The organism is Sphingomonas melonis DAPP-PG 224 (assembly GCF_000379045.1).
Classification (GTDB): Bacteria; Pseudomonadota; Alphaproteobacteria; order Sphingomonadales; family Sphingomonadaceae; genus Sphingomonas; species Sphingomonas aquatilis.
The window spans coordinates 1,546,438-1,570,041 of record NZ_KB900605.1 but is presented as its reverse complement, the minus strand read 5'-3'; the positions used below and the strand labels follow the sequence as shown (position 1 = coordinate 1,570,041).

The window sequence follows — 23,604 nt, the reverse complement described above, 5'->3', positions numbered from 1 at the left end:
GTTGCAATAACAGTTTCTGCAAGGAGCATGCATCATGTCCGTCGACGTCAAATACGCCACCCGCGCCACCGCCACCGGCGGCCGTGAAGGGAATGCCCGCAGCGAGGACGGCCGCTTCGAAGCCAAATTGTCGACGCCCAAGGAACTGGGCGGCGCGGGTGGCGATGGCACCAACCCCGAACAATTGTTCGCCGCGGGTTATTCGGCCTGCTTCATCGGCGCGTTGAAGGCCGCCGGCCAGCAACTGAAGGTGAAGGTGCCCGACGCCACCACCGTGACCGCGACCGTGGGGATCGGCCCGCGGGATGCCGGCGGGTTCGGCATCACCGCCGATCTGCTCGTCGATCTGCCTGGCCTGGAGCGCGATCAGGCGCAGCAGCTGGTCGATGCCGCGCATCAGATCTGCCCCTATTCGAACGCGACCCGCGGCAACGTCGACGTCGGCCTGACGCTCGCCTGATCCGCAATAGGCTTAGAACAGCGGGGCGTTGCCGATCGCGGCAGCGCCCCGCTGTCGTTTCGGGGGCGTCCGACATTATCCCGCCCCCCACGCAACCGCTGCGAAAATCGATCGTTCGAGGGAGCCCCCTTTCAAAGACTTCCCTGACCTTCGGAGACATTCCATGACCCTCGACGGCAAGACGATCGCCATTCTCATCGCCCCCCGCGGCACCGAGGAACCCGAATTCGCGCAGCCCAAGGATGCCGTTGAGCAGGCCGGCGGCAAGGTCGTCGTCATCAGCCTGGAAACGGGCGAGGCGCAGACGGTGAACAACGACCTCGACCCCGGCAAGACCTTCGCGATCGACAAGGCGATCGGCGACGTGTCCGCGGATCAGTTCGACGGCCTCGTCATCCCCGGCGGCAGCGTCGGCGCCGACAAGCTGCGCGCCTCGAAGGAGGTCGTCGCCTTCGTCCACGCCTTCTTCGAAGCCGGCAAGCCCGTCGCCGCCATCTGTCACGCGCCCTGGACCCTGGTCGAGGCGGATGTGGTGAAGGGCCGCACGCTCACGTCCTTCCCCAGCCTGCAGACCGACATCCGCAACGCCGGCGGCAATTGGGTCGATCAGGAGGTCGTCGTCGACAAGGGCCTCGTCACCAGCCGCAACCCCGATGATCTCCCCGCCTTCTGCGCAAAGCTGATCGAGGAAGTCGCCGAAGGTCGCCACGCCGAGCAGGCCGCGAGCGCGTGAACAGCAGTCGGTTCGCCGGCAAGGTCGTCGTCATCACCGGTGCCGCCTCCGGCATCGGTGAGGGCGCGGCGCGGCGCTTTGCGGCGGAAGGTGCGCACCTCGTGCTAGGCGACAAGGACGCGGCGGGCCTCAAGCGCCTCGCCGCGGAGCTGGGCGATGCAGTCGAGACGTTGGAGGTGGACGTCAGTCGCATGGCCGATTGCGAGGCGCTGGTCGACCTTGCCGTCAGCCGCTTCGACGGCATCGACGTGCTGGTCAACGACGCCGGTGTCGATCATCTCGGCAAGCTCGACGAAGGCGATTTCAGCGCCTTTTCCAAGGTGATCGAAACCGACTTGTACGGCGTCGTCCAGATGAGCCGCGCCGCGATCGCGCATCTGCGCGCGGCCAAGGGCTGCATCGTCAACGTCTCTTCGGTGTCGGGTCTTGGCGGCGACTGGAACCACAGCTTCTATTGCGCGGCCAAGGGTGCGGTCACCAACTTCACCCGTGCATTGGCGATGGACGAAGCGAAGGCCGGCGTGCGCGTGAATGCGGTCAACCCGTCGCTCACCTATACCGCGCTGACCGAAGGCATGAAGGACCAGCCCGACCTCATCGCGAAATTCGAGGAGCGCATCCCGATCGGCCGCGGCGCGGAGCCTGCCGACATCGCCGGGGCCATCGCCTTTTTGGCGAGCGAGGATGCGCACTATATTACCGGTGTGAACCTGCCCGTCGACGGTGGCCTCTCGGCCTCCAACGGACAGCCGCCGCTTAGCTGAGGAGCCGACCATGGCCGATTACCGCAAGACCGACGAAGCGATCGCGAAGCTGACGCCCGAACAATATTATGTGACGCAGGAAAGCGGGACAGAACGCCCCGGTACGGGCGAATATCTCGGCAACAAGGCCGCGGGCATCTACGTCGATATCGTCTCGGGCGAACCGCTGTTCGCCTCGACCGACAAATATGAATCGCATTGTGGTTGGCCGAGCTTCACCAAGCCGATCGAGCCCGCCAATGTCGAGGAACTGCACGATCGCAGCCACGGCATGGTGCGCACCGAAGTGCGTTCGAAGCATGGCGACAGCCACCTGGGCCATGTCTTCCCCGACGGTCCGCGCGATCGCGGCGGGCTGCGCTATTGCATCAACTCCGCTTCGCTGCGCTTCGTGCCCCGCGATGCGATGGAGGCGGAAGGCTACGGCGCCTATCTGGATCAGGTCGAAGACGTCGGCTGATCCGACGCATGTCCTGAAGATCACGCGGTAAATTCCGCACGGTTAACGCCTCTTTATCCCCTTTCCGGCCAAGGCTTGGCCAAGGGAATGGATCAAAGAGGGGCATAATCGATGCGGAAGTGGGTATATCTGGCAGCGGCGGCGTCGTGCGTGGGCGCGGTCGCGCCAGCCGGCGCGCAGGGCCTGCGCGGCGTTGTACCGTCGGGGAAGCAGGCCGAAGCGGAAAAGGCCCGCGCCGAAGCCGAATCGAAAAATACTGCCGATATCGTTGTGACCGCCACGCGCCGCTCGCAGCGCCTGTCGAACGTGCCGATCGCCGTCAGTGCCTACAGCACCGCAGCGCTCCAGAATTCGGGCGCGACCGATATCCGCCAGATGGCGCAGCTGGCGCCGTCGCTGATCGTGTCGTCCACCGGATCGGAAGCCAATGCGACCGCGCGTCTGCGCGGCATCGGCACCGTCGGCGACAACCCCGGCCTCGAAAGCTCGGTCGCGGTGTTCATCGACGGCGTCTATCGCAGTCGCACCGGCTCGGGCCTCAACGACCTAGGCGAAGTCGAACGCATCGAGGTGCTGCGCGGGCCGCAGGGCACGCTGTCGGGCCGCAACTCGTCGGCGGGTGCGATCAGCATCTACACCAAATATCCCGAATTCAAGTTCGGCGGCTATGGCGAAGCGAGCTACGGCAATTACGATGCCGTCCGCCTCGCCGGCGCGCTGACCGGCCCGATCATCGCCGACAAGCTCGCCTTCCGCATCGACGGCGTCTACGGCAAGCGCGACGGCTTCCTGCACGATGTCGTCAACAACACCGACTTCAACAACCGCAACCGCTATTTCGTCCGCGGTCAGCTGTTCTGGAAGCCGTCGTCCGACTTTTCGGTCCGCCTGATCGGCGATTACACGCATCGCGACGAAAAGTGCTGCGGCGCCGTCTATATCGACACGCGCGAAAAGTTCGATCCGACGCCGGGCGTACCGGGCGACTTCTCGATCGCCTCGCAGAACCGCATCGTCTCGATACTGCAGAGCCTGGGCGGCGTGCTGCCCAGCATGGGCAATCCCTACAACCGCCAGATCGCCCAGACCAAGGGCCAGGCCTATTCGAACGTCACCACCGACGGCGGCGTGTCGGCGCGCATCGGCTGGACGCTGGGCAACGTGCAGCTCATCTCGATCAGCGCCTATCGCGAGTACAAGGCCGGCGGCGCAGGCGACATGGACTACGGCAACGTCGACATCGTCTACCGCCCCAACGACGGCAACGCCTATCGCCAGTTCAAGACGTTCACGCAGGAAACCCGCCTCAGCGGCGGCCTGTTCAACAACCGGCTCGACTGGCTGGTCGGCGGCTATTACGCGCACGAGGATCTCGACGTCGTCGATAATCTGCGCTTCGGCTCGCAATATGGCGCCTTCGCCGCATGCCGTGCCGTCGCGACGGTGAACCCGGCCGCCGCGCTGCGCGATCCGACGGCGAGCGGCTGCCTGAGCGCTGCCGGCCGCGCCGTGCTGACCCCCGCGGTCGGCCAGGCGGTGATCAGCGGCATCGATCGCCTCAGCACCGTCAACAACGTCGGCAGCGTGCGCGACCTGTATCACCAGACGAGCAGCAACTACGCCTTCTTCACGCACAACATCTTCAAGATCACCGACACGCTCAGCATCACCGGCGGCCTGCGCTACACCAACGAGCACAAGCGCCTGGATGCGAGCTTCAACAACAACAACACCGTCTGCCCGGCGCAGCAGGCCGCGCTCAGCCCCCTGCTCGCCAGTGCGGCGGTGCCCGCAGCGCTCAAGCCACTGATCGGCGGCATCATCACGCTCACCTGCACCGGCAATTCGACGTCGGCGCTGACCGGCGTGCCGATCAAGGACAAGATCGCCGAGGGTCAGTTCACCGGCACCGGTGTCGTATCGTGGAAGCCCGCGCCCAGCACCTTGCTGTACGCGTCCTACGCCCGCGGCTACAAGGCGGGCGGCTTCAACCTCGACAAGTCGGATCTGTCGGCCACCGTCTTCGCCACGCCGACCGCGGCGGCCGCATCGAACCTGCGCTTCGATCCCGAGACGGTGCAGGCGTTCGAAATCGGCATCAAATATGCGACGCCCAAATTCACCGCGAACCTCGCGGGCTTCCGTTCGGCGTTCAAGAACTTCCAGCTGAACACCTTCAACGGCACCAACTATATCGTCCAGAATATCGGGTCGTGCAGCACCGGCCTGAACGGTGCCGATCGTGACAATTCCTCGACCACCGGCGCCTGCACGGGCAAGGTGCGCTCGGGCGTCATCACGCAGGGCTTCGAACTGGAGGCAGGCGCCTATCCGACCGAGGATCTGACCTTCAACCTCGGCTACACCTATGCGCACACGCAATATCGCAACAATCTGGTCGGCAGCGATGCGGGCGAGGCGCTGAACGCCGCGCTGTTCCTACTGCCGGGGGCGCAGATGTCGAACGCACCGCGCCACACCGTCACCAGCTCGGCGTCGTGGACGCCGCCGATCGGCGACAATGGCATGCACGCGCTGTTCTACGTCGATAGCCGCCTGACCAGCGATTATAACACCGGCTCCGACCTGTTCCTGGAAAAGCGCCAGGACGGCTTCTTCCTGGTCAACGCGCGCATCGGCATCCGCGGCCGCGACCAGCGCTGGGCGTTGGAATTCTGGGGACAGAACGTCCTCAACACCAATTACCAGCAGGTCGCCTTCGCCGCCCCCTTCCAGGGTGCGGGCAGCGCGTCGCAGGTCGCCGCCTTCGGCTCGCCCGACTTTGCGACGGGCAATGCGATCTTCTCGTCGTACCTCGCCGAACCGCGTACCTATGGCGTGACGCTGCGCTCGCGCTTCTGAACGCCCTTCCACTGATCCGGGACCCGTGGACATTATGAAGATACCGCGCAAACTGGGCCTGTCGTTCCTCACCATCATCGCGACCGCAGCGGTCGTGATGATGGTGCTCTTCGGCACGATCATGCTGATCAGGCAGTCGACGGATCGGAACAACTTCGCCCAGACGATCTATGCCAAGGCCTTGACGCTGGAGACGGCGATCCTCCGCCAGAACAGCCAGTTCCGCGGCTTTCTGGTGACGGGCGACGTCACCTACCTCAAGTCATACGAGGAAGCGCGCAAGGAGTTCGACGGGACCGCCGCAGAACTGGACACGCTGCTGACCGATCCGGTCAAGTTGCGCCAGCTCGACACGGCCCGTCGCGAAACGCTGAAATGGCGCCGTAACTGGGGCGACCGGCTGATCGGCTGGGTGAAGGCCGGGCGCCGCGACGAAGCGCAGCAGGCGGTGCGGGACGCTGGCGCTGCGGTGCTGGTCAGCAAGATCGCCCTCCCCCTGCGCGATCTGCGCGCCGCGGAAACGCAGGACATCGAGTCTGCCGCGGCCAGCCAGGAAAAGGCGATCCTGACCGCACTGATCGCGCTGGCCATCGGCGGCATCGCGCTGATCGGTGTGGCAATCACCTTGTCCGTCCTGCTCAGCCGCCAGATCGCGCGGCCGATCACGCTGCTGACCGATGCGATGGCGCAACTCGCCAGCGGACGGCATGACATCGTGGTCGAGGCGGACCGCACCGACGAACTGGGCGACATGGCGCGCGCGGTGGCCGTGTTCCGCGACACCGCCGCGGCCAAGGTGGCCGACGATGCCGACCGCGAGGCGGCGATGACCGCGATCGGCGGCGGCCTGCATCGCCTGTCGGACGCGGACCTCACGGTACGCATCGCCGACGTGCCGCAGGCATTCCGCCTACTGTCGGACGATTTCAACACCGCCACCGCCAGCCTGTCGCGCGTGCTGGGCGAGGTGCGCGGCAGCGTGCAGTCGATCAAGCACAATTCGGGCGAGATCAATCAGGCCGCGCTCGACCTCGCGCAGCGAACCGAACAGGAAGCCGCCGCCTTGCAGGAATCGGCTGCGGCGCTCGACGAGGTGACGAAGTCGATCCGCGAGGGCGCGGGGGCGGCGATCGGTGCCAGCTCCGCCATGGCGCAGGCCCGCACGGAGGCCGAACGCGGTGGCACGATCGTGCGGCAGGCGATCGACGCGATGCAGGGCATCGAACAGGCCAGCAACGAGATCGCGGCGATCATCAGCCTGATCGACGGCATCGCCTTCCAGACCAATCTGCTCGCGCTCAATGCCGGCGTCGAGGCAGCGCGCGCGGGTGAAGCCGGCAAGGGCTTCGCGGTCGTCGCATCCGAAGTCCGTGCGCTCGCCCAGCGCTCGGCGGATGCCGCGACCGAGGTGAAGACGAAGGTCACGTCCGCTTCCACCCATATCCGCGCCGGCGTCGATCTGGTCGACCAGACCGGACAGGCATTGTCGCGGATCATCGACAGCGTCGGTGCGGTCAGCGGTTCGATCGACTCGATCGCGCAATCGTCCGATCATCAGGCCAAGAGCCTGGGCCAGATCAACGTCGCGATCGGCGAGATGGACCAGATGACGCAGGAGAACGCCGCGATGGTCGAACAGACCTCCGCTGCGGCGCGCCAGCTGGTGGCGGAAGCGCAGCAGCTCGCCGCATCGGTCGCGACCTTCGAAATCGACGGTCAGGCCCCTGCCCCCGCTTCTGCCCCTGCCGATTACCGGCCGGCGCGATCCCGTCCCGCGGCCGCGGCTCCGCGTCCGACCGCCATTCCTGCGCCGCGCCGCGTCGCGAATGGCGACTGGGACGCGTTTTGATCGCAATGGCCGTGCGCCCCGGGCCCATGCGCGGGGCGCCCCTGCCCGACACGATCGGCGGCATCGATCCGGGGCCGCTCGCCCGGCAGGCGATGGCCGTCCGCGAGATGGGATCGCCGTTCGTTGCCGCGGTGCTCGCAGCGGGAGAGCGTCAGCTGTACCGCGCGCCACGCACCGCGGCCTTGATCGCCGACTGGCCGCGCGATGTCGCCGCCGACGCGCTGGCGATGCGGTTCAACGCCGCGCTGCATGCGCTGGCGCGGGCCGGCCACGACACGGCCCTCACCGACCTGTACCGGCGGCTGGACGGCGATTTCGATGCCGTGATCGGCGCAGCGATGCACGCTGCCGATGCGCATATCGCCGAATGGATGCGCACGCCGCCGCAGACCAACGAAGTCGGGCGTACCGCCGCGATCATGGCGGCGCTGATGACGCTGCGCAGCCGGTTCGACATGCCGTGCGAGTTGCGCGAACTCGGCGCCAGCGCCGGACTGAACCTCAATCTCGATCGCTATGCCTATGATCTGGGCGGCCATGTCGCCGGGGATCCGGCCTCGTCCGTCCGCGTCGCGCCTGCATGGCACGGCGCCGTGCCCGTCATCCGTCCCATCGCCGTGGCGTCCGTGCGCGGTGTCGATCTCAGCCCCCTCGACGTGACCGACGCCGCCGCCTGCGAACGGCTGATGGCCTTCATCTGGGCGGACGAGGCCGACCGCGCCGAACGCCTGGCGCAGGCGCTGCGCATCGCACGCGCACACCCGCCCGTCGTCGATACGGGCGACATCACCCGGTGGCTGCCGGCGATGCTCACCGCACCGCAGACCGCAGGGGTCTGCCGCACGATCGTTCATTCGATGGCGCTGCAATATCTGGACGCCAGCGGCCATGCCGCCGTGGAGCGGGCCTTTGCCGAGGCGGGCGCGCAGGCGAATGCCGATCGCCCGCTGGCCCGCATCGGGTTCGAATGGACCGAGGCGCGCGACGCAGTCCATCTGTGCCTGACGACCTGGCCCGACGGGGTGACCCGTCATCTCGCCACCTGCCACGCTTATGGGGCGTGGATCGACTGGCACGACACAGGGGCCTGACGGCCCCTCTCTTAGATACAGCCTCTGTAACGGATGCCCCGTGCCGCCATCGCGGACACGGGGCTTTCTTCGTCAGAACAACCCGTCGTCGTCGTCATCCTCGGCGACGGCCGCCACGGCCGGCGCGGGCGCGAGGTGCGCGGGCAGATAGGCGGCATGGACTTCGCGCTCCTGTGCCATCGTGTAGAGCGCAGCGATGCGCGGCAGCACGTCGGCGAGGATCGCCGTCGCCGCCTCCGACGGATCGCTCATCGCGGGCATCACGCCGAGCACGAGCGCCGCGTCGCGCATCTTGCCCCCCAGCGCCATTTCCGCGCCGATCTCATCGCCGACCGAGGCCAGCATCTCGATGATCTGCCGCGCATCGTCACCGCCGACGCGCACCGCGCCCTCGGTCCGCTGACACCCTTCGCGGATCACCGCCAGCGCATCGGACAGCTTGCTGCCCAGATCGCGATCGTCCGCCGCCGCGCGCTTTTCGACCAGCGTCGCGTTCACCGCGGCCAGCTCGTCGAGCGGCTGGCGGATTCCGCCCATCGCCTTGCCGAGCGACTGGGCGTGGACGTCCACCTCGCCCGCGACGACCGATACCGCCTTGCCGAGGTCACCGTGCCGGCGGCACAGCAGCCGCGTATTGGTGGCGATGTCCTGCACGTCGAACTGCACGCGCTGCAACAGCGCCAGCCGCCCGGTCAGTTCGGACACCGTCTCGCCGATCATGCCCAGCATCGCGGTCGAGCGCCGGTCGGCATCCTGCAACTGCGCGGTGATCGACGCGACCTCGCCTACCGCCTTGTCGATCTCGGCGAGGAAGGGGCGGCCGTTGCTGCCTGCGTCGTTGTCGATCAGGCCCAGCAGCGCGGTCGTGTCGGGGCTCAGCGCCCGCAGCGCATCGACTAGCAGGCGCGTGTCGCGGTCGAAATCGACCGCGCTCGCCTCCAACTGCGCCGCGAGCATCGGATGGATGACCGCGCAAACCTCCATGCGCACCATGGGATCGATGGAGGGGCCTGTGACCTCCAGCATCTGCAACGCGGACACGACATGCTCCAGGCGCTGGCGCGTGCTGTCGCCGACCTGCAACGCGCCCAGCATCGTCGCGACGCGCCCCTGCACCGTGCGGGCGATCGACGCCACCTGCTGCGCCATCGTGGCGGTCGTGCCCAGATGCGCGTGCAGCGCGATGGCGTGACGCACCAGGTTTTCTGGTACTGCGGGAACGACCTGTCGCGCCTCCTTGGTGACGAGGCGCCCGGCCTGCTGCACCGCGCCGACGCTGTCCTTCAGGTCCTTCAGCTTGGCGAGGAAGCCTTCCAGATGCTCCTCGCCCGCCGCCAGCCGATGCCCCATACTGTCGACGAAGCCGACGAAGGCGGGCTCGCCCGACGCCGCGATCTTGATATTCAGCCCGTAGATATGGAGCACGCGCAACGCTTGGCGCATCTCCATGATGTGATCGCGCAACATCCGCGCCGCGCCGCTCACCCGCACCATGTCGGTGTCGCGCTCCTGCTGCACCACGGGCAGGTTGGCGAGATCGGCCGCGACCCCTTTCAGATTAGTCACTGCGATCCCCGCGACGCTTTCGTCGAGTGCGCCGGTGACGCCGTCGATCGCGGAGATGATCCGATCGATCGTTTCTATGGCTCCTGCGAGCGTGGTCCCAGCGCGTACGAAATGCGCATCCATACCCGCCGCCATCAGCGCCAGCGTCCGTTGCAGATCGCCGACACTCTGGTCCAAGGCGTGATCGGCCGTGATGGAGGTGTGCAGCATGGCCTATCCTTTGCGGGCGAGAAGAAAATGCGGGACAGGCGCGCTCATCGCGCCGTCGCCTGGAGCAGTTCGCGGGCGATATTGCCCAATGGTATGACCTTGTCGGCGGCGTTGCGGGCGATGGCTTCCTTGGGCATGCCAAACACGACGGAGGTTGCTTCGTCCTGGGCGAAAGTTCGCGCTCCTGCCTGCTTCATTTCCAGCAAACCGCGCGCGCCGTCGTCGCCCATGCCGGTCATGATGATGCCGACCGCATTGGACCCGGCATTGCGCGCCGCCGAGCGGAACAGCACGTCGACGGACGGGCGATGGCGCGACACCAAGGGCCCTTCCTTGACCGAGACGACATAGCGCGCGCCCTGCCGTTCGAGCAGCGTATGGCGCAGCCCGCCCGGCGCGATCAGCACGTGGCCGCGCATCACCGTGTCGCCATCCTCCGCCTCCTTGACGTCGACCTGGCACAGGCCGTTGAGCCGCTTGGCGAAGGCGCGGGTGAAGCTTTCGGGCATGTGCTGGACGATGACGATGCCGGGCGAATTGGCCGGCAACGCCTCCAGCACCTCGCGCAGCGCCTCGGTGCCCCCCGTCGACGCGCCGATGCACACGACCATCTCCGTCGTCCGGCTCATCGCGCGACCGGTGGGAGGCGGCAGTACCGCATCGGCGGTCAGCTTCTGCGCCGGCGACGCTGCCCGCGCCTGGCGCCGCGCGCCGAGCCGTGCCTTGGCCGCGCCCTTCACTGTCTCGCGGATCATCAGCTTGGCTTCGGTGAGATGCTCGGCGACGCCCATGCGCGGCTTGAGGATGACGTCGACCGCCCCGGCTTCCAGGGCTTGCAGCAGCGTTTCCGACCCCTCCTCGACCAGCGAGGAGCACATGACGACCGGGATCGGGCGCTGGCTCATCAGCTTGCGCAGGAAGGTGACGCCATCCATCCGCGGCATTTCGACGTCCAGCGTGATGACGTCGGGCACCTCTTCCTGGATGTAGCGGGCGGCGGCGAAGGGATCGGCGGCGGCGGCGATTACCTGAATGTCGGGATCCTCGCCGAGGATCGCGGTCATGGCCTGGCGGACGCTGGCGCTGTCGTCGATGATGAGGACGCGGACGGGTTTCATATCAGCAGCGCTCGAATACGGTGTAGGACACGGTCTTCACGGGCAGATCCATGCCCGCGATCGATTCCGAATGACCCAGGAACAGATAGCCGCCGGGGCGCAGGCAGTCGCACAATCGTCGGACCACCGCCTCCTGCGTCGGCTTGTCGAAGTAGATGAGCACGTTGCGGCAGAAGATGATGTCCATCGGCTCGCCGACGGGATAATGCGTGTCCATCAGGTTCAGCCGCGCAAAGCCGATCGCGGACCGCAGTTCGGGCGCGATCCGCACCTTGGCCGCCCGCCGGTCGGTCGAGGCGGCGACGTAGCGCTGACGCATCACCGACGGCACCGGATCGACCTGCTCGGCGGGATAGATGCCGCGCCGCGCGGTCTCCAGCACCTCGGTATCGATATCGGTGGCGAGGATGCCATATTCCATGCGGTTCGCTTCGGCGAAGCGATCCAGCACCATCGCCATCGTATAGGGCTCCGCCCCCGTCGAACAGGCCGCGCTCCACGTGCGGATCCGGCGCCGGCCCTGTGCGAGCATGGTCGGCAGCACCGTGCCCGCCAGAAAGTCGAAATGACCGGGTTCGCGGAAGAAGTCGGTCTTGTTGGTCGTCACCGCATTGATCAGATGATCGATCTCGCCATTGGCGGTCGGATCGGCGAGCAGCAGGTCGCAATAGGCGTTGAGCGACGCGGTCCCCGTGTCGCGGACGCGGCGCCGCAGCCGCCCCTCCAGCATCGTCGCTTTGGTCCGGGGCATTTTGATGCCCGTTTCATCATAGATCAGCGCGGCGAGACGGGTGAACCGGTCGGCGCTGAGGTGATCGAGATCGGACGGGGCAAGCGCTTTGGCGACAGCAGCCATGATGGTCGTTCCATCAACGGGAACCGGGGGTCCGGGCCGTCGTCAGTGAGAGAAAGGGGGGTGGGAGCCGCAGCGACTGCGGCTCCTCTTAGAAAGACCGACGCCGGGTCAGGCCGCGGCGGCGAGCGCGGTGGCGTCGATGTCGTCGCGGGAGAAGATTTCGGCGACGTTGATGACGACGACGAAGCCCTCGGGTTCGCGCACGACGCCCTCGATATAGTCCGAGCGCCAGCGCATGCCGATGTCGGGCGCCGATTCCAGCCGTTCTGCGGCGAAGGTGGTGACCGCGAGCACGCGATCGACCACCAGGCCCAGCGACACGGTGCGGTCGGCGAGCGGCACGTCGACGATCAGCACTCGCGTCGACAGCGTCGGTTCCGCAGGCGTGAGGCCCAGGCGCACGCGCAGATCGACCGTCGGCACCCCCTGCCCGCGCACGTCGGTCAGCCCGAGCAGCCAGCCGGGTCCGTTGGGGACCCGAAAGGCGGGGGCATAATCGAGGATTTCGCGGACCAGCGTCACCGATACCGCGAACACCTCATCTCCAAGGCCGAAGGTGACGGCCTGTACTGTCGCATGCTCACTCATGCCGCGTCTCCGAAGTCGGCCGCGTGCGGCCGAGCGTCTTGATACAAAAAGGTTGGGGGCGGGCGCCGGCCCGCCCCCGATGCGTGGATCAGGCAGCCTGACCGAAGTCGGCGTCCTCGCTGTCCGGGCCGCCCTGGGTCAGGTCGAGGGCGAAGCCGCGGGCGCGGGCCTGCTGGTCGGCGACCGAGTTGGCCTTCGGGCGCGGGGCCGGCGCAGCCTTCTTGGCGGGCGCCGCCTTGCGGGCCGGGGCGGCCTTGCGCTGCGCGGTGGCGGCGCGGGCGATCGGCGAGGCGCGATCTTCGACCCGGAAGAAGGCGATGCTCTGCTGCAGTTCCTCGGCCTGGGCCGCCAGCTCTTCCGAGGTGGACGAGATCTGCTCGGAGGCGCCGGCATTCTGCTGCGTCACCTGGTCGAGCTGCTGGATCGCCTGGTTGATCTGGCTGGCACCGATATCCTGCTCACGGCACGCCGCACTGATTTCGGACACCAGTTCCGCGGTGCGGCGGATATCCGGGACCAGCTTGCCCAGCATCTCGCCCGCATCGGCCGCGGCCTTCACCGTCTCGGTCGAGACCGAGCTGATTTCGGCCGCCGCGGTCTGGCTACGCTCGGCGAGCTTGCGCACTTCCGATGCGACCACCGCAAAGCCCTTGCCATGTTCGCCGGCGCGGGCCGCCTCGACCGCCGCGTTCAGCGCGAGCAGGTCGGTCTGGCGGGCGATTTCCTGCACGATGCCGATCTTGTCGGCGATCGTGCGCATCGCTCCCACCGCACGGTCGACCGCCACGCCGCTCGCTTCGGCGTCCTTCGACGACTGGCGCGCGATCTTTTCGGTCTGCGCCGCATTGTCGGCGTTCTGCTTGATGTTGGCCGCCATCTGCTCCATCGACGCCGAGGCTTCCTCGGCCGCTGCGGCCTGCTCGGTCGCGCCCTGCGAGACCTGCTCCGACGACGCCGACAGCTGCTGGCTGCCCGCCGCGACGTTATCCGCCGCCGCCGAAGCATCGCCCACGACGTTGCGCAGACGCTCGATCATCGACACCAGCGCCAGACCCAGGCCGTCCTTGTCCGACAGCGGCTGGTGGTTGACGGTGAGGTTGCCGCCGGCGATCTCGGTCGCCAGCCCCGCGCTCTTGCGCAGGTTGGCGGTCATGCCGTTGACGGTGTTGACCAGATCCTTGATCTCGTCGTTGCTGTTGACCTTGACCTCCTGGTCGAGGTCGCCGATCGCCACCGCGTCCAGCGCGACGCCGATCCGCTTCAGGCCGTTCGACACGAGCAACGAAATCCAGATGGCACCTGCCACAGCGATGAGCGTGGCGATCGCCGCGACGATGATCAGCATCGTCCGCGATTCCGTGTAGAGCGCGTTGGTGTCTTTATCCGCCTGCTGCATCTGATCCTGCTGGATCGACACGAGTTGGTCGATCGTCGCGGTGAGCTCGCCCGCCACCTTGCGCGATTGCGTGATCGACAGATTGGCGGCTTCGACGTTCTTGTTGGCCAAGCCTAGTGCGCGCACGCGATCATTGACCGGCTTGAACGCTTCCCACTGGCTTTGGACCTTGAGCCACGACGGCTTACCCTGTTCGCTGGCCGTCGAGACGCCTTCGACCACGAGACCGTCGATCTTCTTGCGATGTTCGGTGATCTGGTTGTCGAACGTCCGCATCAGCGCCTCGTCGTTGGTCAGCGCGAGGTTCTTTTCGTAACGCAAGACGAAATTGACTTCGGTCGCGATCTGCTGGGCGACGCTCAGACGATGGGCCGGGCCGGAAATGACCTCGGAGATACCCTCATTGAGGCTGGCCATCCGCGTAACGCCAACGGTCACGACGGCGATCAGGGCCAAGATGAGGACACCGAATGTTGCCCCCAGTTTCATTTTAATCGTAGCACGCATGTGTTGGGTCCCCCCCGTTGAAATCAGTGGATGGAGCGCGCCGCGGCGTCGCCGTGCGCGAGGTTCAGGAAAATCGCTTCGAGATCGGGCAGCACGACGATGTCGTCGCCCTCGTGCCGGATCAGTGCGCGCACCAGATCCCGGCGCCAGCGCAGCCCCACGACGGGTGCATCCTCGCTGGTATTCGCATGGAACGTCGCGACCTCGTGCACCTTGTCGGTGCGCAGGCCGATCAACGTCGCCTCCCCATCGAGATCGAGTTCGATCACGACGATGCGGCTGTCGAGCGTCGCGCCGGTGACAGGCATGCCGAAGGCGAGACGCAGGTCGGCGAGCGGAATGATCCGCCCACGGAAGTTGAGGACATGTGCGACCAGCGGTGGCGCCCCCGGCACCATGGTTTCGGGCATCATGTCCAGGATCTCGCGGACCAGCACCGCCTCGAGCGCGAAGCTCTGGCCGCCGAGATCGAACACCAGCACTTCGAGCTGGCCGTCATCGGTCCATGGTATGGCCGTGGATCGGCGCGATTCATCCGGCTGCACGCAGGCTCTCCTCTTGGGGTTGGCCCGCGGCGACGAGCTGGGCGATGTCGAGGATCAGTGCGACCTCGCCATCTCCGAGGATCGTCGCGCCGGCGAAGGTGGATACGCCGCGATGCAGCGGCGACATGGGCTTGATGACGGTCTGGTGATTGCCGATGATCTGGTCGACGACCAGCCCGACGCGACCCTGCCCCGTCGCGACCACGACGATCTTCTGATAGGGATCGGGCTTCGTACCGCTGGCGAACAGTTCGCGCAGGCGCAGGAACGGCACCAGCTTTTCGCGCAGCGTGATGAGGCTGCGGCCGCGATGGCGCATATCGTCCTCGAGGCTCAGCTCCAGGCATTCCTCGACCGCGGTCAGCGGAATGACGTAGCGGCTGGCGCCGACGCGGACGAGCAGGCCGTCGATGATGGCGAGCGTCAGCGGGATGCGGAGGGAGATCGTCGATCCCTGCCCGTCGACCGACTGGATGTCGATCGTGCCGCGCAGCCCCTCGATCGTGCGCTTCACCACGTCCATGCCGACGCCGCGGCCCGACAGGTTGGTGATCTGCGCCGCGGTCGAGAAGCCGGGCGCGAAGATCAGCTGCAGCAGCTCCTGATCGGACAGCACCTGATCGGGCTGGATCAGGCCGTTCGCCTCCGCCTTGGCCCGGACGCGGGCGCGATCGATGCCGCGGCCGTCGTCGCGAATGGTGATCACCACCTCGCCGCCGCTCTGATGCGCGCCGAGGCGCACGGTGCCCGCCTCCGGCTTGCCTGCGGCGACGCGCTGTTCGGCGTTTTCCAGGCCATGGTCGCAGCTGTTGCGGACCAAATGGACCATCGGATCGAACAGGCGCTCGATGACGGTCTTGTCGACCTCGGTCGCCTCGCCCTCAGTGACCAAAACGATGTTCTTGCCCGTGTCGCGTGCCAGATCGTGGATCAGGCGGCGGAAGCGGCCGAACAGGCTGGCGACCGGCACCATGCGCAGCACCATCATCGTGTCGCGGAGTTCGCCGGCGAGCCGTTCGATCTCTTCGGAGACGGAGCGGAGCACGAGGTCGTGGCCATGATGCGCAAGCTGCGACAGGCGGCTTTGCGCGATGACCAGCTCGCCGACGCGATCCATCAGCGAATCCAGCCGTGCGGCGGGAACGCGGACGCTTTCGTCGGCCTTCACCGGGGTGCGCGCGGCGGCGGCATCGTTGGCGGCGGCGGGCGGCGCAGCGGACGGCGCCACTGCCGCCTCCACGACCGCTGTCGGGGCAGCCTCTTCCACCGCAGCCGGCTCGGCCGCATCGGCGATCGGCGTGACCGTCAGCTCCATGTCGTCCATCACGAAGATGAAGACATCGTCGATCGCATCGCGGCTGACGTCGCCCATCAGCGTGACGTCCCAGCCGATGTGGCAGTGCGTCGGATTGAGGTCGGGCAGCGGCGGCACCTGATCGGTCAGCGCGACGACGGTGCAGCTGCCCAGCTCGCGCAATTCGTCGAGCAGCATCAGCGGGTTGGTGCCATTCGCCATCGAATCGGGCGGCAGGCGGAAGCGGATGTTCCAGCCGGCGGCCTGTGCGACGGCGGTGGTTGCCGAAGCAGGCGCCGCCGGGGCGGCATCCTTTGCCGGGGCCGCGGCACCGCCGGAGGCGGCGTCCACCGCCTCTTGCAGCGACGCGAGGATCGCGGCGCCTTCGCTTTCGGAGGCATTGCCCTCCACCAGCCCGCGCATATGGTCCTGTGCGGACAGGATCACGCCGACCAGCGCGGGCGTTGCAGGTACCTGCCCCTTGCGGACGCGGTCGAAGGCGGTTTCGCAATGGTGGGTGAAGCCGGCGAGCGCGTCGAAGCCGAACATCGCGCCCGAGCCCTTCAGCGTGTGCAGACCGCGGAACACCGCATTGACGAGGTCCATGTCGCCGAGCCGGTGAGTGAGATCGAGCAGCCCCTGTTCGACTTGGTCGAGCAGCTCGCCCGCCTCCACGCGGAAGGCGGCGATCGGATCGTCGGCGCTCACTGCCCCAGCACCTTGCGGGCGACCTTCACCAGCTGGTCGGGCACGAACGGCTTGACCAGCCATCCGGTGGCGCCGGCCGCCTTGGCCTGGTTCTTCATTTCGGGATCGGATTCGGTGGTCAGGAAGATGATCGGCACACCCGCCTGCGACGGGTTCTTGCGGATTTCCTTGATCATCGTCAGCCCATCCATGTTGGGCATGTTGAGATCGGTGACGATCATGTCGAAGCGGGTCGCATTGGCCTTCGTCAGGCCATCGACGCCATCGGACGCTTCGGTGACGGTATAGCCCGCGCCGGTCAGTGCGATGCGGATCGCCATGCGCAGGCTGGCGGAATCATCGACGGCAAGAATGGAAGCGCTCATTGTGGCAGGTCTCCGTGGAACCAGAAATCGAGGTCGTCGGGCGTCATCGCGTCGGTGAAGCCGGCGCGGCCCAGCAACGCCGCGAGCGGACCGGCAGCCGGCGCCGACAGGCGGACGCTGCCGCCACCGACGCGCGCCTGCGCACGGGCGCTTTCGACGAGCTGCAAAAGGCTGAGATCGGGTGCTGCGACCTGCGACAGGTCGAGCGTCAGCGGGCCTTCGCCTCCCTGCTGGCACTGCCCGATCGTCAGGGCGAAGTCGTGTATCGACGCCATCGTCAGCGACGATGGCGCAGTTGGGATGCTAGTCATGTCGGTGCCCCCTTGGCTGATTAGGCCAATTAGGACTTAACGGTTAATGTCCATTTAAGACTGACTGGCCGGCGGCAATTCGACGAAGTAAAAAATTCGAGCCGCAAAGGCTTTTCTACTCAAAATGGTGGTTTAAGGTAATGCTCGCTGTCATACCTCAATAAACAGAGCGCCAAATGAGGTTTTCAACCCATAGATCGGGCTGGATTTTATTTAGTCAGTATAACGGGTTGATACGGATCAATAGATGTCCCGCCGATACCGGCCTGTTTCGAGCAACATCTCCAGGCACGTTTCGCCCAGTATCGACGCCAACGCGTTATGGACGTCGCTCGCCATGCCCTGAAGGCTGCCGCAGACGTAGATCGCCGCGCCGTCCGCCACTGCCTGCGCGATGATCCCGGCCTGTGCCGTCAGCGCATCCTGAACGTAGCGGGGGCCGCTGCCCAGGCGGGACCATGCGACATGCTCCGCCGTCAGCGTATTGCTGTCGCGCAGTGCAGCACGCTCCGCGGCATGATAATCGTCCTGCGCCGGGTGGCGCTCGCCCCAAAACAGCCACACCGGACCGCCGCCGGTCACATGCCGGTGGCGTGCGTGCGCGAGCAATCCGGCAAGGCCCGTGCCGTTCCCGATCAGGATCAGCGGCGTCGCATCCGCCTGCGGCGCATGAAACGCCGGGTTGCTGCGGACGCGCGCGCGTACGACGCCCCCGATCGGCGAGCCCTGCGTCAGCCAGCCCGATCCCAGCCCCGGCAGTCCGTCTGCGGCAAGACAGTGCCGCACGATCAGCTCGACGCGGCCCGACGGCGCGATCGAGGCGATCGAATAGTCGCGATGCGCCAGCGGCGGCAGCGATTCGGGATCGAGGACGCCTGCATCGACATCCGGCAGGATCCGGGTCGCGAGCCATGCGCGCAGCTCGGGCGTATCGTTCCAGCCCACGCGCTGCAGAACGGCCTCGACCCGCCGCGGGTCGTGCTGCGGCAGGATTTCCACGATATCGCCCGCCGCCCAGTCGGCCGGCGCGTCCATGGGTTCGAGGGCGACATGCCATGTCGCGCCGCCGCTGCTGCCTGGATTGAGCAGGCGCCGCTCCATCAGCCGCCAGTCGCCCATCGGTGCCGGTGCCCAGTCAGGCTGATCGGTGCGCGCGCCGAGCGCGCTGAGCTGCTGCTGCCACTGGCGTTGCGCGTCGGCCGCATCACCGTCCATCTCGATACAATCGAACAGCCGCGTCGCACCGCCCGCGTGCAGCCAGCGATCGATTCGATGACCGAAGGCGCAGAAATCGGGATATTCGCGATCGCCGAGCGCCAGCACCGCATAATTGAGGTGCGACAGGTCGCCGGACGCTTGCGTGAGGCGCCGGGCAAAGGCGCGTGCCGTGTCGGGGGGCTCGCCCTCGCCATAGGTGCTGACGACCACGAAGAGGCGCGAGGCGCGGGCCAGCGCCGCCTCGTCCAATGCCGACAGCGGCATGGCAACCGCATCGGGCAAGGCCTGCGCGGTCAGGCGCGCGATCCGTTCGGCCGTGCCGGTCTGCGACGCATAAGCAACCAGCGTCCGGGCATCGTCCGGCACGATCGTGGGCGAATCGTCCGCCATCACTTCGGCGAGCGCGGCCTTGCGACGGCGCCGCGCCAGATACAGCAGGAAGCCGGTGATCGTGAACAGCGGCATCGTCAGACTGGCGAGCGTCATCGCCAGCCGGCCGACCAGACCGAAATACGCGCCGCGATGGATTTCGTAGATGCCGAAGACGATGTCCTGCCCCCAGCTGCGCTGCGCATAGGGGGTGTAGGTAGTCACCCTGTTCGTACGCGCGTCGATCGTCACCTCATCCGACACGCGATCGTGCCGCGCATCGGGCAGCTTCGCGCGGAATTCGATCTTGCCCTCGCGCGCGGTCGCCGTCACCGCCGCATAGGATCGGCCCGCCGTGGCGCGGTCGAACGCCGTCCAGGCGGCGCGCCAGTCGACGGGCGCATCGGCCTTGCCCTTACCCTTGCGCTCTCCAGCGGCGCCCGCTTTGCCTGTGGGCTGTTCGGCGACGAGCAGATGCCGCACACCGGTGCGATACCAGTCGTACGACCACCACAAGCCCGTGCTGGCGCTGATCAGGTAGAACAGCACCACCCATCCGCCGACCACGGCATGCAGCGCACGGTACAGGTTGCGCCCGGTGCGCCGCAGGTCGAGCACGAACCAGTTGCGCCAATCGAGCGGGCGGCGCGGCCAGCGCAGATACAGGCCGGACAGCGCGAAGAAGATCAGCGCCAGCGCCGAAAAGCCCGTGATCTGCCGCCCGATCCCCTTGCCCCCGCCGGGCAGCGCGAGCCACCGGTGCAGATTTTCCACCGTGTCGAGAACGGCTTCGCCACGCGGCGTGCCCAGCGCCCGACCCGTCACGGGATCGAGATAGGTGACGTGACGTGTCTTTGACGCTCCCGTCGTATAGCTCGCCATCGTGGCGCGGGTGGGATCGCGTTCGACCACCAGCCGGCCGATCCGGGCATCGGGCCGTTGCGCCTGGAACCGGGCGACAAGATCGGGCCCGGACAGATGCGGTCCGGGCTGCGGCGTGACGGTGACGATGCCGGGATTGATCGCCGCGATGATCTCCGGCGAAAAGCTGATCATCGCGCCGGTCACGCCCATGACCGCCAGCACCAGGCCCGCAGTGATCCCCAGGAACCAGTGGATCTGAAACAGGATCCTGCGCGTCATCCGGCTCTTTCGTTCCGCTGTTGTTATTGCGATTTAGTTGCGTTAGCGGGCGCCGTATTATGGGTCAATGACGGAGCGGTGTTGCGCGACCGTGCCGGTGAGGGCTCAAGCGCAGGCGCTCGAAATGGCCGCGCGGGCGCAAGATATCGGCATTGCGGGTGAACATCGCCACCCAGTCGATCGACATCGACGACGACCGCGTGCTCGATTGGCAGATCGCGGTCTTCCCAAGCGATGGCAGTCTCCACGCTCCCTCCGGCGCCGACGCTGACGCTTGGCGGGGGACGCATTCTCGATCCGCGACGCTCAGCTTTCGACGAGCTCGACGACCTCGAAATCGTAGCGGGTCCAGCCGCGCTGCCGGGCGGCGTCGGCCGTGGCGGCGCGCTTGCCGTTCGCCTCGCGCAGCGAATTGCTATGGCCCCAGAACACTTCGGTGCCGCCCGCCTCGGTCACCGCGACGATCCGCCAATAATGGGTGAAGGGCGCGGCTGTCGGCCCGATCGTCTTCACATAGCCATCTGACAGAGTGGCGGTCAGCAGCCGCTTGCGCTTCGCCATGGCGCGTGGCTCAGGCGGCGGTGGCCGGCAGCACGACGGACGCCGGCGCCGACGCCAGGCTGGCGGCCAGCTCGGCATTGCGGAACGGCTTGGTCAGACGCGGGATGTCGGGGTCGATCCCCTCTTCCTCGGCATAGCCCGACACGATCAGCACGGGCAGGCCGGGCCGCAACCGGCGAATCTCGCGTGCCAGCTGGGCGCCGCTCATGCCGGGCATCAGATGGTCCGAAACCAGCACCGCCGGCTCCAGCCCGTTGTGGATCAGCCGCAGGCCCTCTTCCGCCGATGACGCCTCGACCACGTCGTAGCCGAGATCGGCGAGCATGTCGGCGGTGCTCATCCGCACCAAGTCCTCGTCGTCGATCAGCAGCGCGATGCCGAGGCGCTTGACGACGTGCGTCACTTCGATCGGCGGCTCGTCGTCGAGCGCCGCGGTCGCGCTGATCGGCAGCCACAGGCTGATCGTCGTGCCCGCGCCCGGCGCGCTTTCGATCGTCAGGCCGCCACCAAGCTGAGCGGCCAGGCCATGCACCATCGACAATCCCAGCCCGGTGCCCTTGCCGACGCCCTTGGTGGAAAAGAACGGCTCGATCGCGCGGCGCAGCGTATCGGCATCCATGCCGACGCCGGTATCGCTGACGCTCAGCCGCACGTAATGGCCGCGCGGCAGCGCACGGTCGTCGAGCGCCGCCACGCTTTCGCGCCGTGCGCTGATCCTGAGTTCGCCGCCGTCGGGCATGGCGTCGCGCGCGTTGACCGCCAGGTTGAGCAGCGCCATTTCCAGCTGGTTGAGATCGGCGCGGGCGGGCGGCAGATCGGACAGGTCGACCCGCACGTCGATCATCGGGCCCAGCGTTGCCGCCATCAGACCCGCCATATTCTCGACCACGCGCTCGACATCGATCGCGGTCACCTGCAACGGCTGGCGCCGCGCGAAAGCGAGCAGGCGCTGCACGAGCGTCTTCGCGCGTTCCGCCGATTGCAGCGCGCCCTCGATCAGCCGTTGTTCGCGTTCGGTGCCGACGCCCTTGCGCACCAGCAGGTCGAGCGAACCGATGATCGGGGTGAGCAGATTGTTGAAATCGTGGGCGACGCCGCCGGTCAGGCTGCCCATCGCCTCCATCTTCTGGCTTTGCCGCAGCGCTTCGCGCGCGGTTTCCAGATCCGCCTCGCGCGCCTTGGCATCGCTGAGATCGCGGCCGATCGCGACGAAATTCACGCCGTCCGCTTCGGGCGAGACGGTCCACTCGATATGCTTCCAACCCCCGTCGCGCGTCGCGATCCGGTTTTCGAACCGGGCCGGGCGACGCGTTTGCGCCATGTCGGCGATCGCGGCCGTCGTGTGCGCCACATCCTCGGGGTTCATGATGCTGATGTAGCTACGGCTGAGCAGCTCCGCTTCGCTCCAGCCCAGCACCTGCGTCCAGGCCGGGCTGACGGCGGACATCATCCCCACATAATCGGCGCGCGCCAGCATGTCCTGCGACAGCGTCCACAATCGGTCACGCTCGGCGACGCGCGCGGCGACCTGTTCCTCCAGCGTTTCGTTGAGCTGGCGCAGCCCCTCTTCGGCGCGGGCCCGCTCGATCGCGGTCTTGACGCGTTCGGCGACGTCCTGGACCAGCGCGATCTCCGCCGCCGTCCAGACCCGCGGCGTCGCCGACTGCGCGGCCAGCACGCCGACATATTCGGTCTCGTCGAACACCACGACGTCGATGAAGGCGGCGACCCGGCGCTCCGCCAGTCCGGCGCGCGCATCCAGGCTCAGCCGCTCGTCACCGGGAATGTCGCAGGCGACGATCGGCTGCCCTGAGCGATAGGCCTTGAGCAGGTCCGGCCCGAAGGATTCGAGCGAATGCAGGCCGGCGATCGAGGGCACGCCCCGACAATGATCACACGGCACCGTCATCCAGCCGCTATCGGCGATTTCGGCGTAGAAGGTACGATCGGCGTCCAGCCATTCGGCCAGCCGTTCGGAGGCGAGCGCATTGATCGCTTCCCGCGTGCCCAGCCCGCGCAGCGCATCGGACAGGGACAGCAGAAAGGCGGTACGCCGCTGGGCCGCGACGCGTTCGGTCGTTTCCGCCAGGACGCAGATGACGCCACCCGGCGTGCCGCTTTCGTCGAGGACCGGCGAATAATCGAGGTCCATCCACACGCGCTCGGGCGAACCGTGACGATAGAGCGTCAGTTTCTGGTCATGGTAATGCAGCGTTCCGCCCGACAGGCAGACGCGCATCACATTGTCGTTGAAGTCGGCGACCTCCGGCCAGCCCTCGCGAACCTTCGATCCCAGCAGCTGCGGATGCCGGCCGCCGGCAAAGACCGAATAGGCATCGTTGTAGAGCATGACGCCGTCTTCGCCCCACAGCATCACGATCGGCACCGGCGAGCGGAGCAGCAATGCCGTCGCGGTGCGCAGGCTTTGCGGCCAGTCGCCAATCGGTCCCAGCGGCGTCGCCGACCAGTCACGCTCTCCAATCAGCGTGCCGCATGCCCCTCCGCCGGTCAGGAAATCCTGTCCGGTCGCGCGGTTAGGGACCTGATCGACGTCCGCCATGGAGTAGTAGCTCATTCTACATCGGGTAACGCACCACCCCGAACATCGGGTCATTGCGTCACCACCTTCT

The 23,604-nt window shown here is 67.0% G+C and carries 19 protein-coding genes; 7 read left to right on the top strand and 12 right to left on the bottom strand.

What is annotated here, in order from left to right; all coding sequences use genetic code 11:
- Positions 1-34 precede the first annotated feature (34 nt).
- From SPHME3_RS0107655 to SPHME3_RS0107625, 7 genes are all read left to right on the top strand, one after another.
- Positions 35-460, top strand: a complete 426-nt coding sequence (locus SPHME3_RS0107655) for an organic hydroperoxide resistance protein (RefSeq protein WP_017979755.1) — start codon at positions 35-37, stop codon at positions 458-460.
- A gap of 163 nt (positions 461-623) precedes the next feature.
- The gene (locus SPHME3_RS0107650; RefSeq protein WP_017979756.1) at positions 624-1,193 is read left to right on the top strand and encodes a type 1 glutamine amidotransferase domain-containing protein; all 570 of its coding nucleotides are present in this window, start codon (positions 624-626) and stop codon (positions 1,191-1,193) included.
- Positions 1,190-1,957, top strand: a complete 768-nt coding sequence (locus SPHME3_RS0107645; protein WP_017979757.1) for an SDR family NAD(P)-dependent oxidoreductase — start codon at positions 1,190-1,192, stop codon at positions 1,955-1,957. Before SPHME3_RS0107650 ends, SPHME3_RS0107645 begins: the two co-directional genes overlap by 4 nt.
- A gap of 10 nt (positions 1,958-1,967) precedes the next feature.
- Positions 1,968-2,417, top strand: a complete 450-nt coding sequence (gene msrB, locus SPHME3_RS0107640) for a peptide-methionine (R)-S-oxide reductase MsrB (RefSeq protein ID WP_017979758.1) — start codon at positions 1,968-1,970, stop codon at positions 2,415-2,417.
- A 111-nt stretch (positions 2,418-2,528) separates the two neighbouring features.
- Positions 2,529-5,279 (top strand): TonB-dependent receptor, encoded by a 2,751-nt coding sequence (locus SPHME3_RS0107635; RefSeq protein WP_017979759.1) that lies wholly within the window; start codon positions 2,529-2,531, stop codon positions 5,277-5,279.
- 34 nt (positions 5,280-5,313) lie between these two features.
- Positions 5,314-7,128 (top strand): methyl-accepting chemotaxis protein, encoded by a 1,815-nt coding sequence (locus SPHME3_RS0107630; protein WP_017979760.1) that lies wholly within the window; start codon positions 5,314-5,316, stop codon positions 7,126-7,128.
- Between the two features lie 26 nt (positions 7,129-7,154).
- A complete protein-coding gene (locus SPHME3_RS0107625) occupies positions 7,155-8,219 on the top strand; it encodes a DUF2332 domain-containing protein (RefSeq protein ID WP_017979761.1) in 1,065 nt (354 codons plus the stop codon).
- Between the two features lie 72 nt (positions 8,220-8,291).
- Here the strand turns inward: SPHME3_RS0107625 and SPHME3_RS0107620 are convergent, their stop codons facing one another.
- The 12 genes from SPHME3_RS0107620 to SPHME3_RS0107560 form a co-directional block, all read right to left on the bottom strand.
- A complete protein-coding gene (locus SPHME3_RS0107620) occupies positions 8,292-9,995 on the bottom strand; it encodes a hypothetical protein (protein WP_018250660.1) in 1,704 nt (567 codons plus the stop codon).
- A gap of 44 nt (positions 9,996-10,039) precedes the next feature.
- The gene (locus SPHME3_RS0107615) at positions 10,040-11,113 is read right to left on the bottom strand and encodes a protein-glutamate methylesterase/protein-glutamine glutaminase (RefSeq protein WP_017979763.1); all 1,074 of its coding nucleotides are present in this window, start codon (positions 11,111-11,113) and stop codon (positions 10,040-10,042) included.
- Position 11,114: 1 nt separating this feature from the next.
- The gene (locus tag SPHME3_RS0107610) at positions 11,115-11,969 is read right to left on the bottom strand and encodes a CheR family methyltransferase (protein ID WP_017979764.1); all 855 of its coding nucleotides are present in this window, start codon (positions 11,967-11,969) and stop codon (positions 11,115-11,117) included.
- A 108-nt stretch (positions 11,970-12,077) separates the two neighbouring features.
- A complete protein-coding gene (locus tag SPHME3_RS0107605; RefSeq protein WP_024310384.1) occupies positions 12,078-12,557 on the bottom strand; it encodes a chemotaxis protein CheW in 480 nt (159 codons plus the stop codon).
- 88 nt (positions 12,558-12,645) lie between these two features.
- Entirely contained in the window at positions 12,646-14,442 is a 1,797-nt protein-coding gene (locus SPHME3_RS0107600; protein ID WP_017979766.1) for a methyl-accepting chemotaxis protein, read from the bottom strand.
- A 41-nt stretch (positions 14,443-14,483) separates the two neighbouring features.
- Positions 14,484-15,005 carry a chemotaxis protein CheW gene (locus SPHME3_RS0107595; protein ID WP_018250659.1) on the bottom strand — a complete coding sequence of 174 codons (522 nt, stop codon included), beginning with the start codon at positions 15,003-15,005 and terminating at the stop codon, positions 14,484-14,486.
- A complete protein-coding gene (locus SPHME3_RS0107590; RefSeq protein WP_017979768.1) occupies positions 14,992-17,007 on the bottom strand; it encodes a chemotaxis protein CheA in 2,016 nt (671 codons plus the stop codon). Before SPHME3_RS0107590 ends, SPHME3_RS0107595 begins: the two co-directional genes overlap by 14 nt.
- Positions 17,004-17,372, bottom strand: coding sequence for a response regulator (locus tag SPHME3_RS0107585; protein ID WP_017979769.1), 369 nt, complete (start codon positions 17,370-17,372; stop codon positions 17,004-17,006). The genes SPHME3_RS0107590 and SPHME3_RS0107585 overlap by 4 nt, the downstream gene beginning before the upstream one ends.
- Positions 17,369-17,683 (bottom strand): STAS domain-containing protein, encoded by a 315-nt coding sequence (locus SPHME3_RS0107580; RefSeq protein WP_226341841.1) that lies wholly within the window; start codon positions 17,681-17,683, stop codon positions 17,369-17,371. The genes SPHME3_RS0107585 and SPHME3_RS0107580 overlap by 4 nt, the downstream gene beginning before the upstream one ends.
- 240 nt (positions 17,684-17,923) lie before the next feature.
- On the bottom strand, positions 17,924-20,413 hold the full coding sequence (locus SPHME3_RS0107575; RefSeq protein WP_017979771.1) for a sulfite reductase flavoprotein subunit alpha: 2,490 nt from the start codon (positions 20,411-20,413) through the stop codon (positions 17,924-17,926).
- 306 nt (positions 20,414-20,719) lie between these two features.
- The gene (locus SPHME3_RS0107565; protein ID WP_017979773.1) at positions 20,720-20,974 is read right to left on the bottom strand and encodes a hypothetical protein; all 255 of its coding nucleotides are present in this window, start codon (positions 20,972-20,974) and stop codon (positions 20,720-20,722) included.
- A 10-nt stretch (positions 20,975-20,984) separates the two neighbouring features.
- Positions 20,985-23,549 (bottom strand): ATP-binding protein, encoded by a 2,565-nt coding sequence (locus SPHME3_RS0107560; RefSeq protein WP_231292047.1) that lies wholly within the window; start codon positions 23,547-23,549, stop codon positions 20,985-20,987.
- Positions 23,550-23,604: the final 55 nt, after the last annotated feature.

Coding starts and splice junctions, on each gene's coding strand:
- SPHME3_RS0107655 (WP_017979755.1), top strand. CDS start 35: ATGTCCGTCGACGTCAAATACGCCACCCGCGCCACCGCCACCGGCGGC.
- SPHME3_RS0107650 (WP_017979756.1), top strand. CDS start 624: ATGACCCTCGACGGCAAGACGATCGCCATTCTCATCGCCCCCCGCGGC.
- msrB (WP_017979758.1), top strand. CDS start 1,968: ATGGCCGATTACCGCAAGACCGACGAAGCGATCGCGAAGCTGACGCCC.
- SPHME3_RS0107635 (WP_017979759.1), top strand. CDS start 2,529: ATGCGGAAGTGGGTATATCTGGCAGCGGCGGCGTCGTGCGTGGGCGCG.
- SPHME3_RS0107630 (WP_017979760.1), top strand. CDS start 5,314: ATGAAGATACCGCGCAAACTGGGCCTGTCGTTCCTCACCATCATCGCG.
- SPHME3_RS0107625 (WP_017979761.1), top strand. CDS start 7,155: ATGCGCGGGGCGCCCCTGCCCGACACGATCGGCGGCATCGATCCGGGG.
- SPHME3_RS0107620 (WP_018250660.1), bottom strand. CDS start 9,995: ATGCTGCACACCTCCATCACGGCCGATCACGCCTTGGACCAGAGTGTC.
- SPHME3_RS0107615 (WP_017979763.1), bottom strand. CDS start 11,113: ATGAAACCCGTCCGCGTCCTCATCATCGACGACAGCGCCAGCGTCCGC.
- SPHME3_RS0107610 (WP_017979764.1), bottom strand. CDS start 11,969: ATGGCTGCTGTCGCCAAAGCGCTTGCCCCGTCCGATCTCGATCACCTC.
- SPHME3_RS0107605 (WP_024310384.1), bottom strand. CDS start 12,557: ATGAGTGAGCATGCGACAGTACAGGCCGTCACCTTCGGCCTTGGAGAT.
- SPHME3_RS0107600 (WP_017979766.1), bottom strand. CDS start 14,442: ATGAAACTGGGGGCAACATTCGGTGTCCTCATCTTGGCCCTGATCGCC.
- SPHME3_RS0107585 (WP_017979769.1), bottom strand. CDS start 17,372: ATGAGCGCTTCCATTCTTGCCGTCGATGATTCCGCCAGCCTGCGCATG.
- SPHME3_RS0107580 (WP_226341841.1), bottom strand. CDS start 17,683: ATGACTAGCATCCCAACTGCGCCATCGTCGCTGACGATGGCGTCGATA.
- SPHME3_RS0107575 (WP_017979771.1), bottom strand. CDS start 20,413: ATGACGCGCAGGATCCTGTTTCAGATCCACTGGTTCCTGGGGATCACT.
- SPHME3_RS0107565 (WP_017979773.1), bottom strand. CDS start 20,974: ATGGCGAAGCGCAAGCGGCTGCTGACCGCCACTCTGTCAGATGGCTAT.
- SPHME3_RS0107560 (WP_231292047.1), bottom strand. CDS start 23,549: ATGAGCTACTACTCCATGGCGGACGTCGATCAGGTCCCTAACCGCGCG.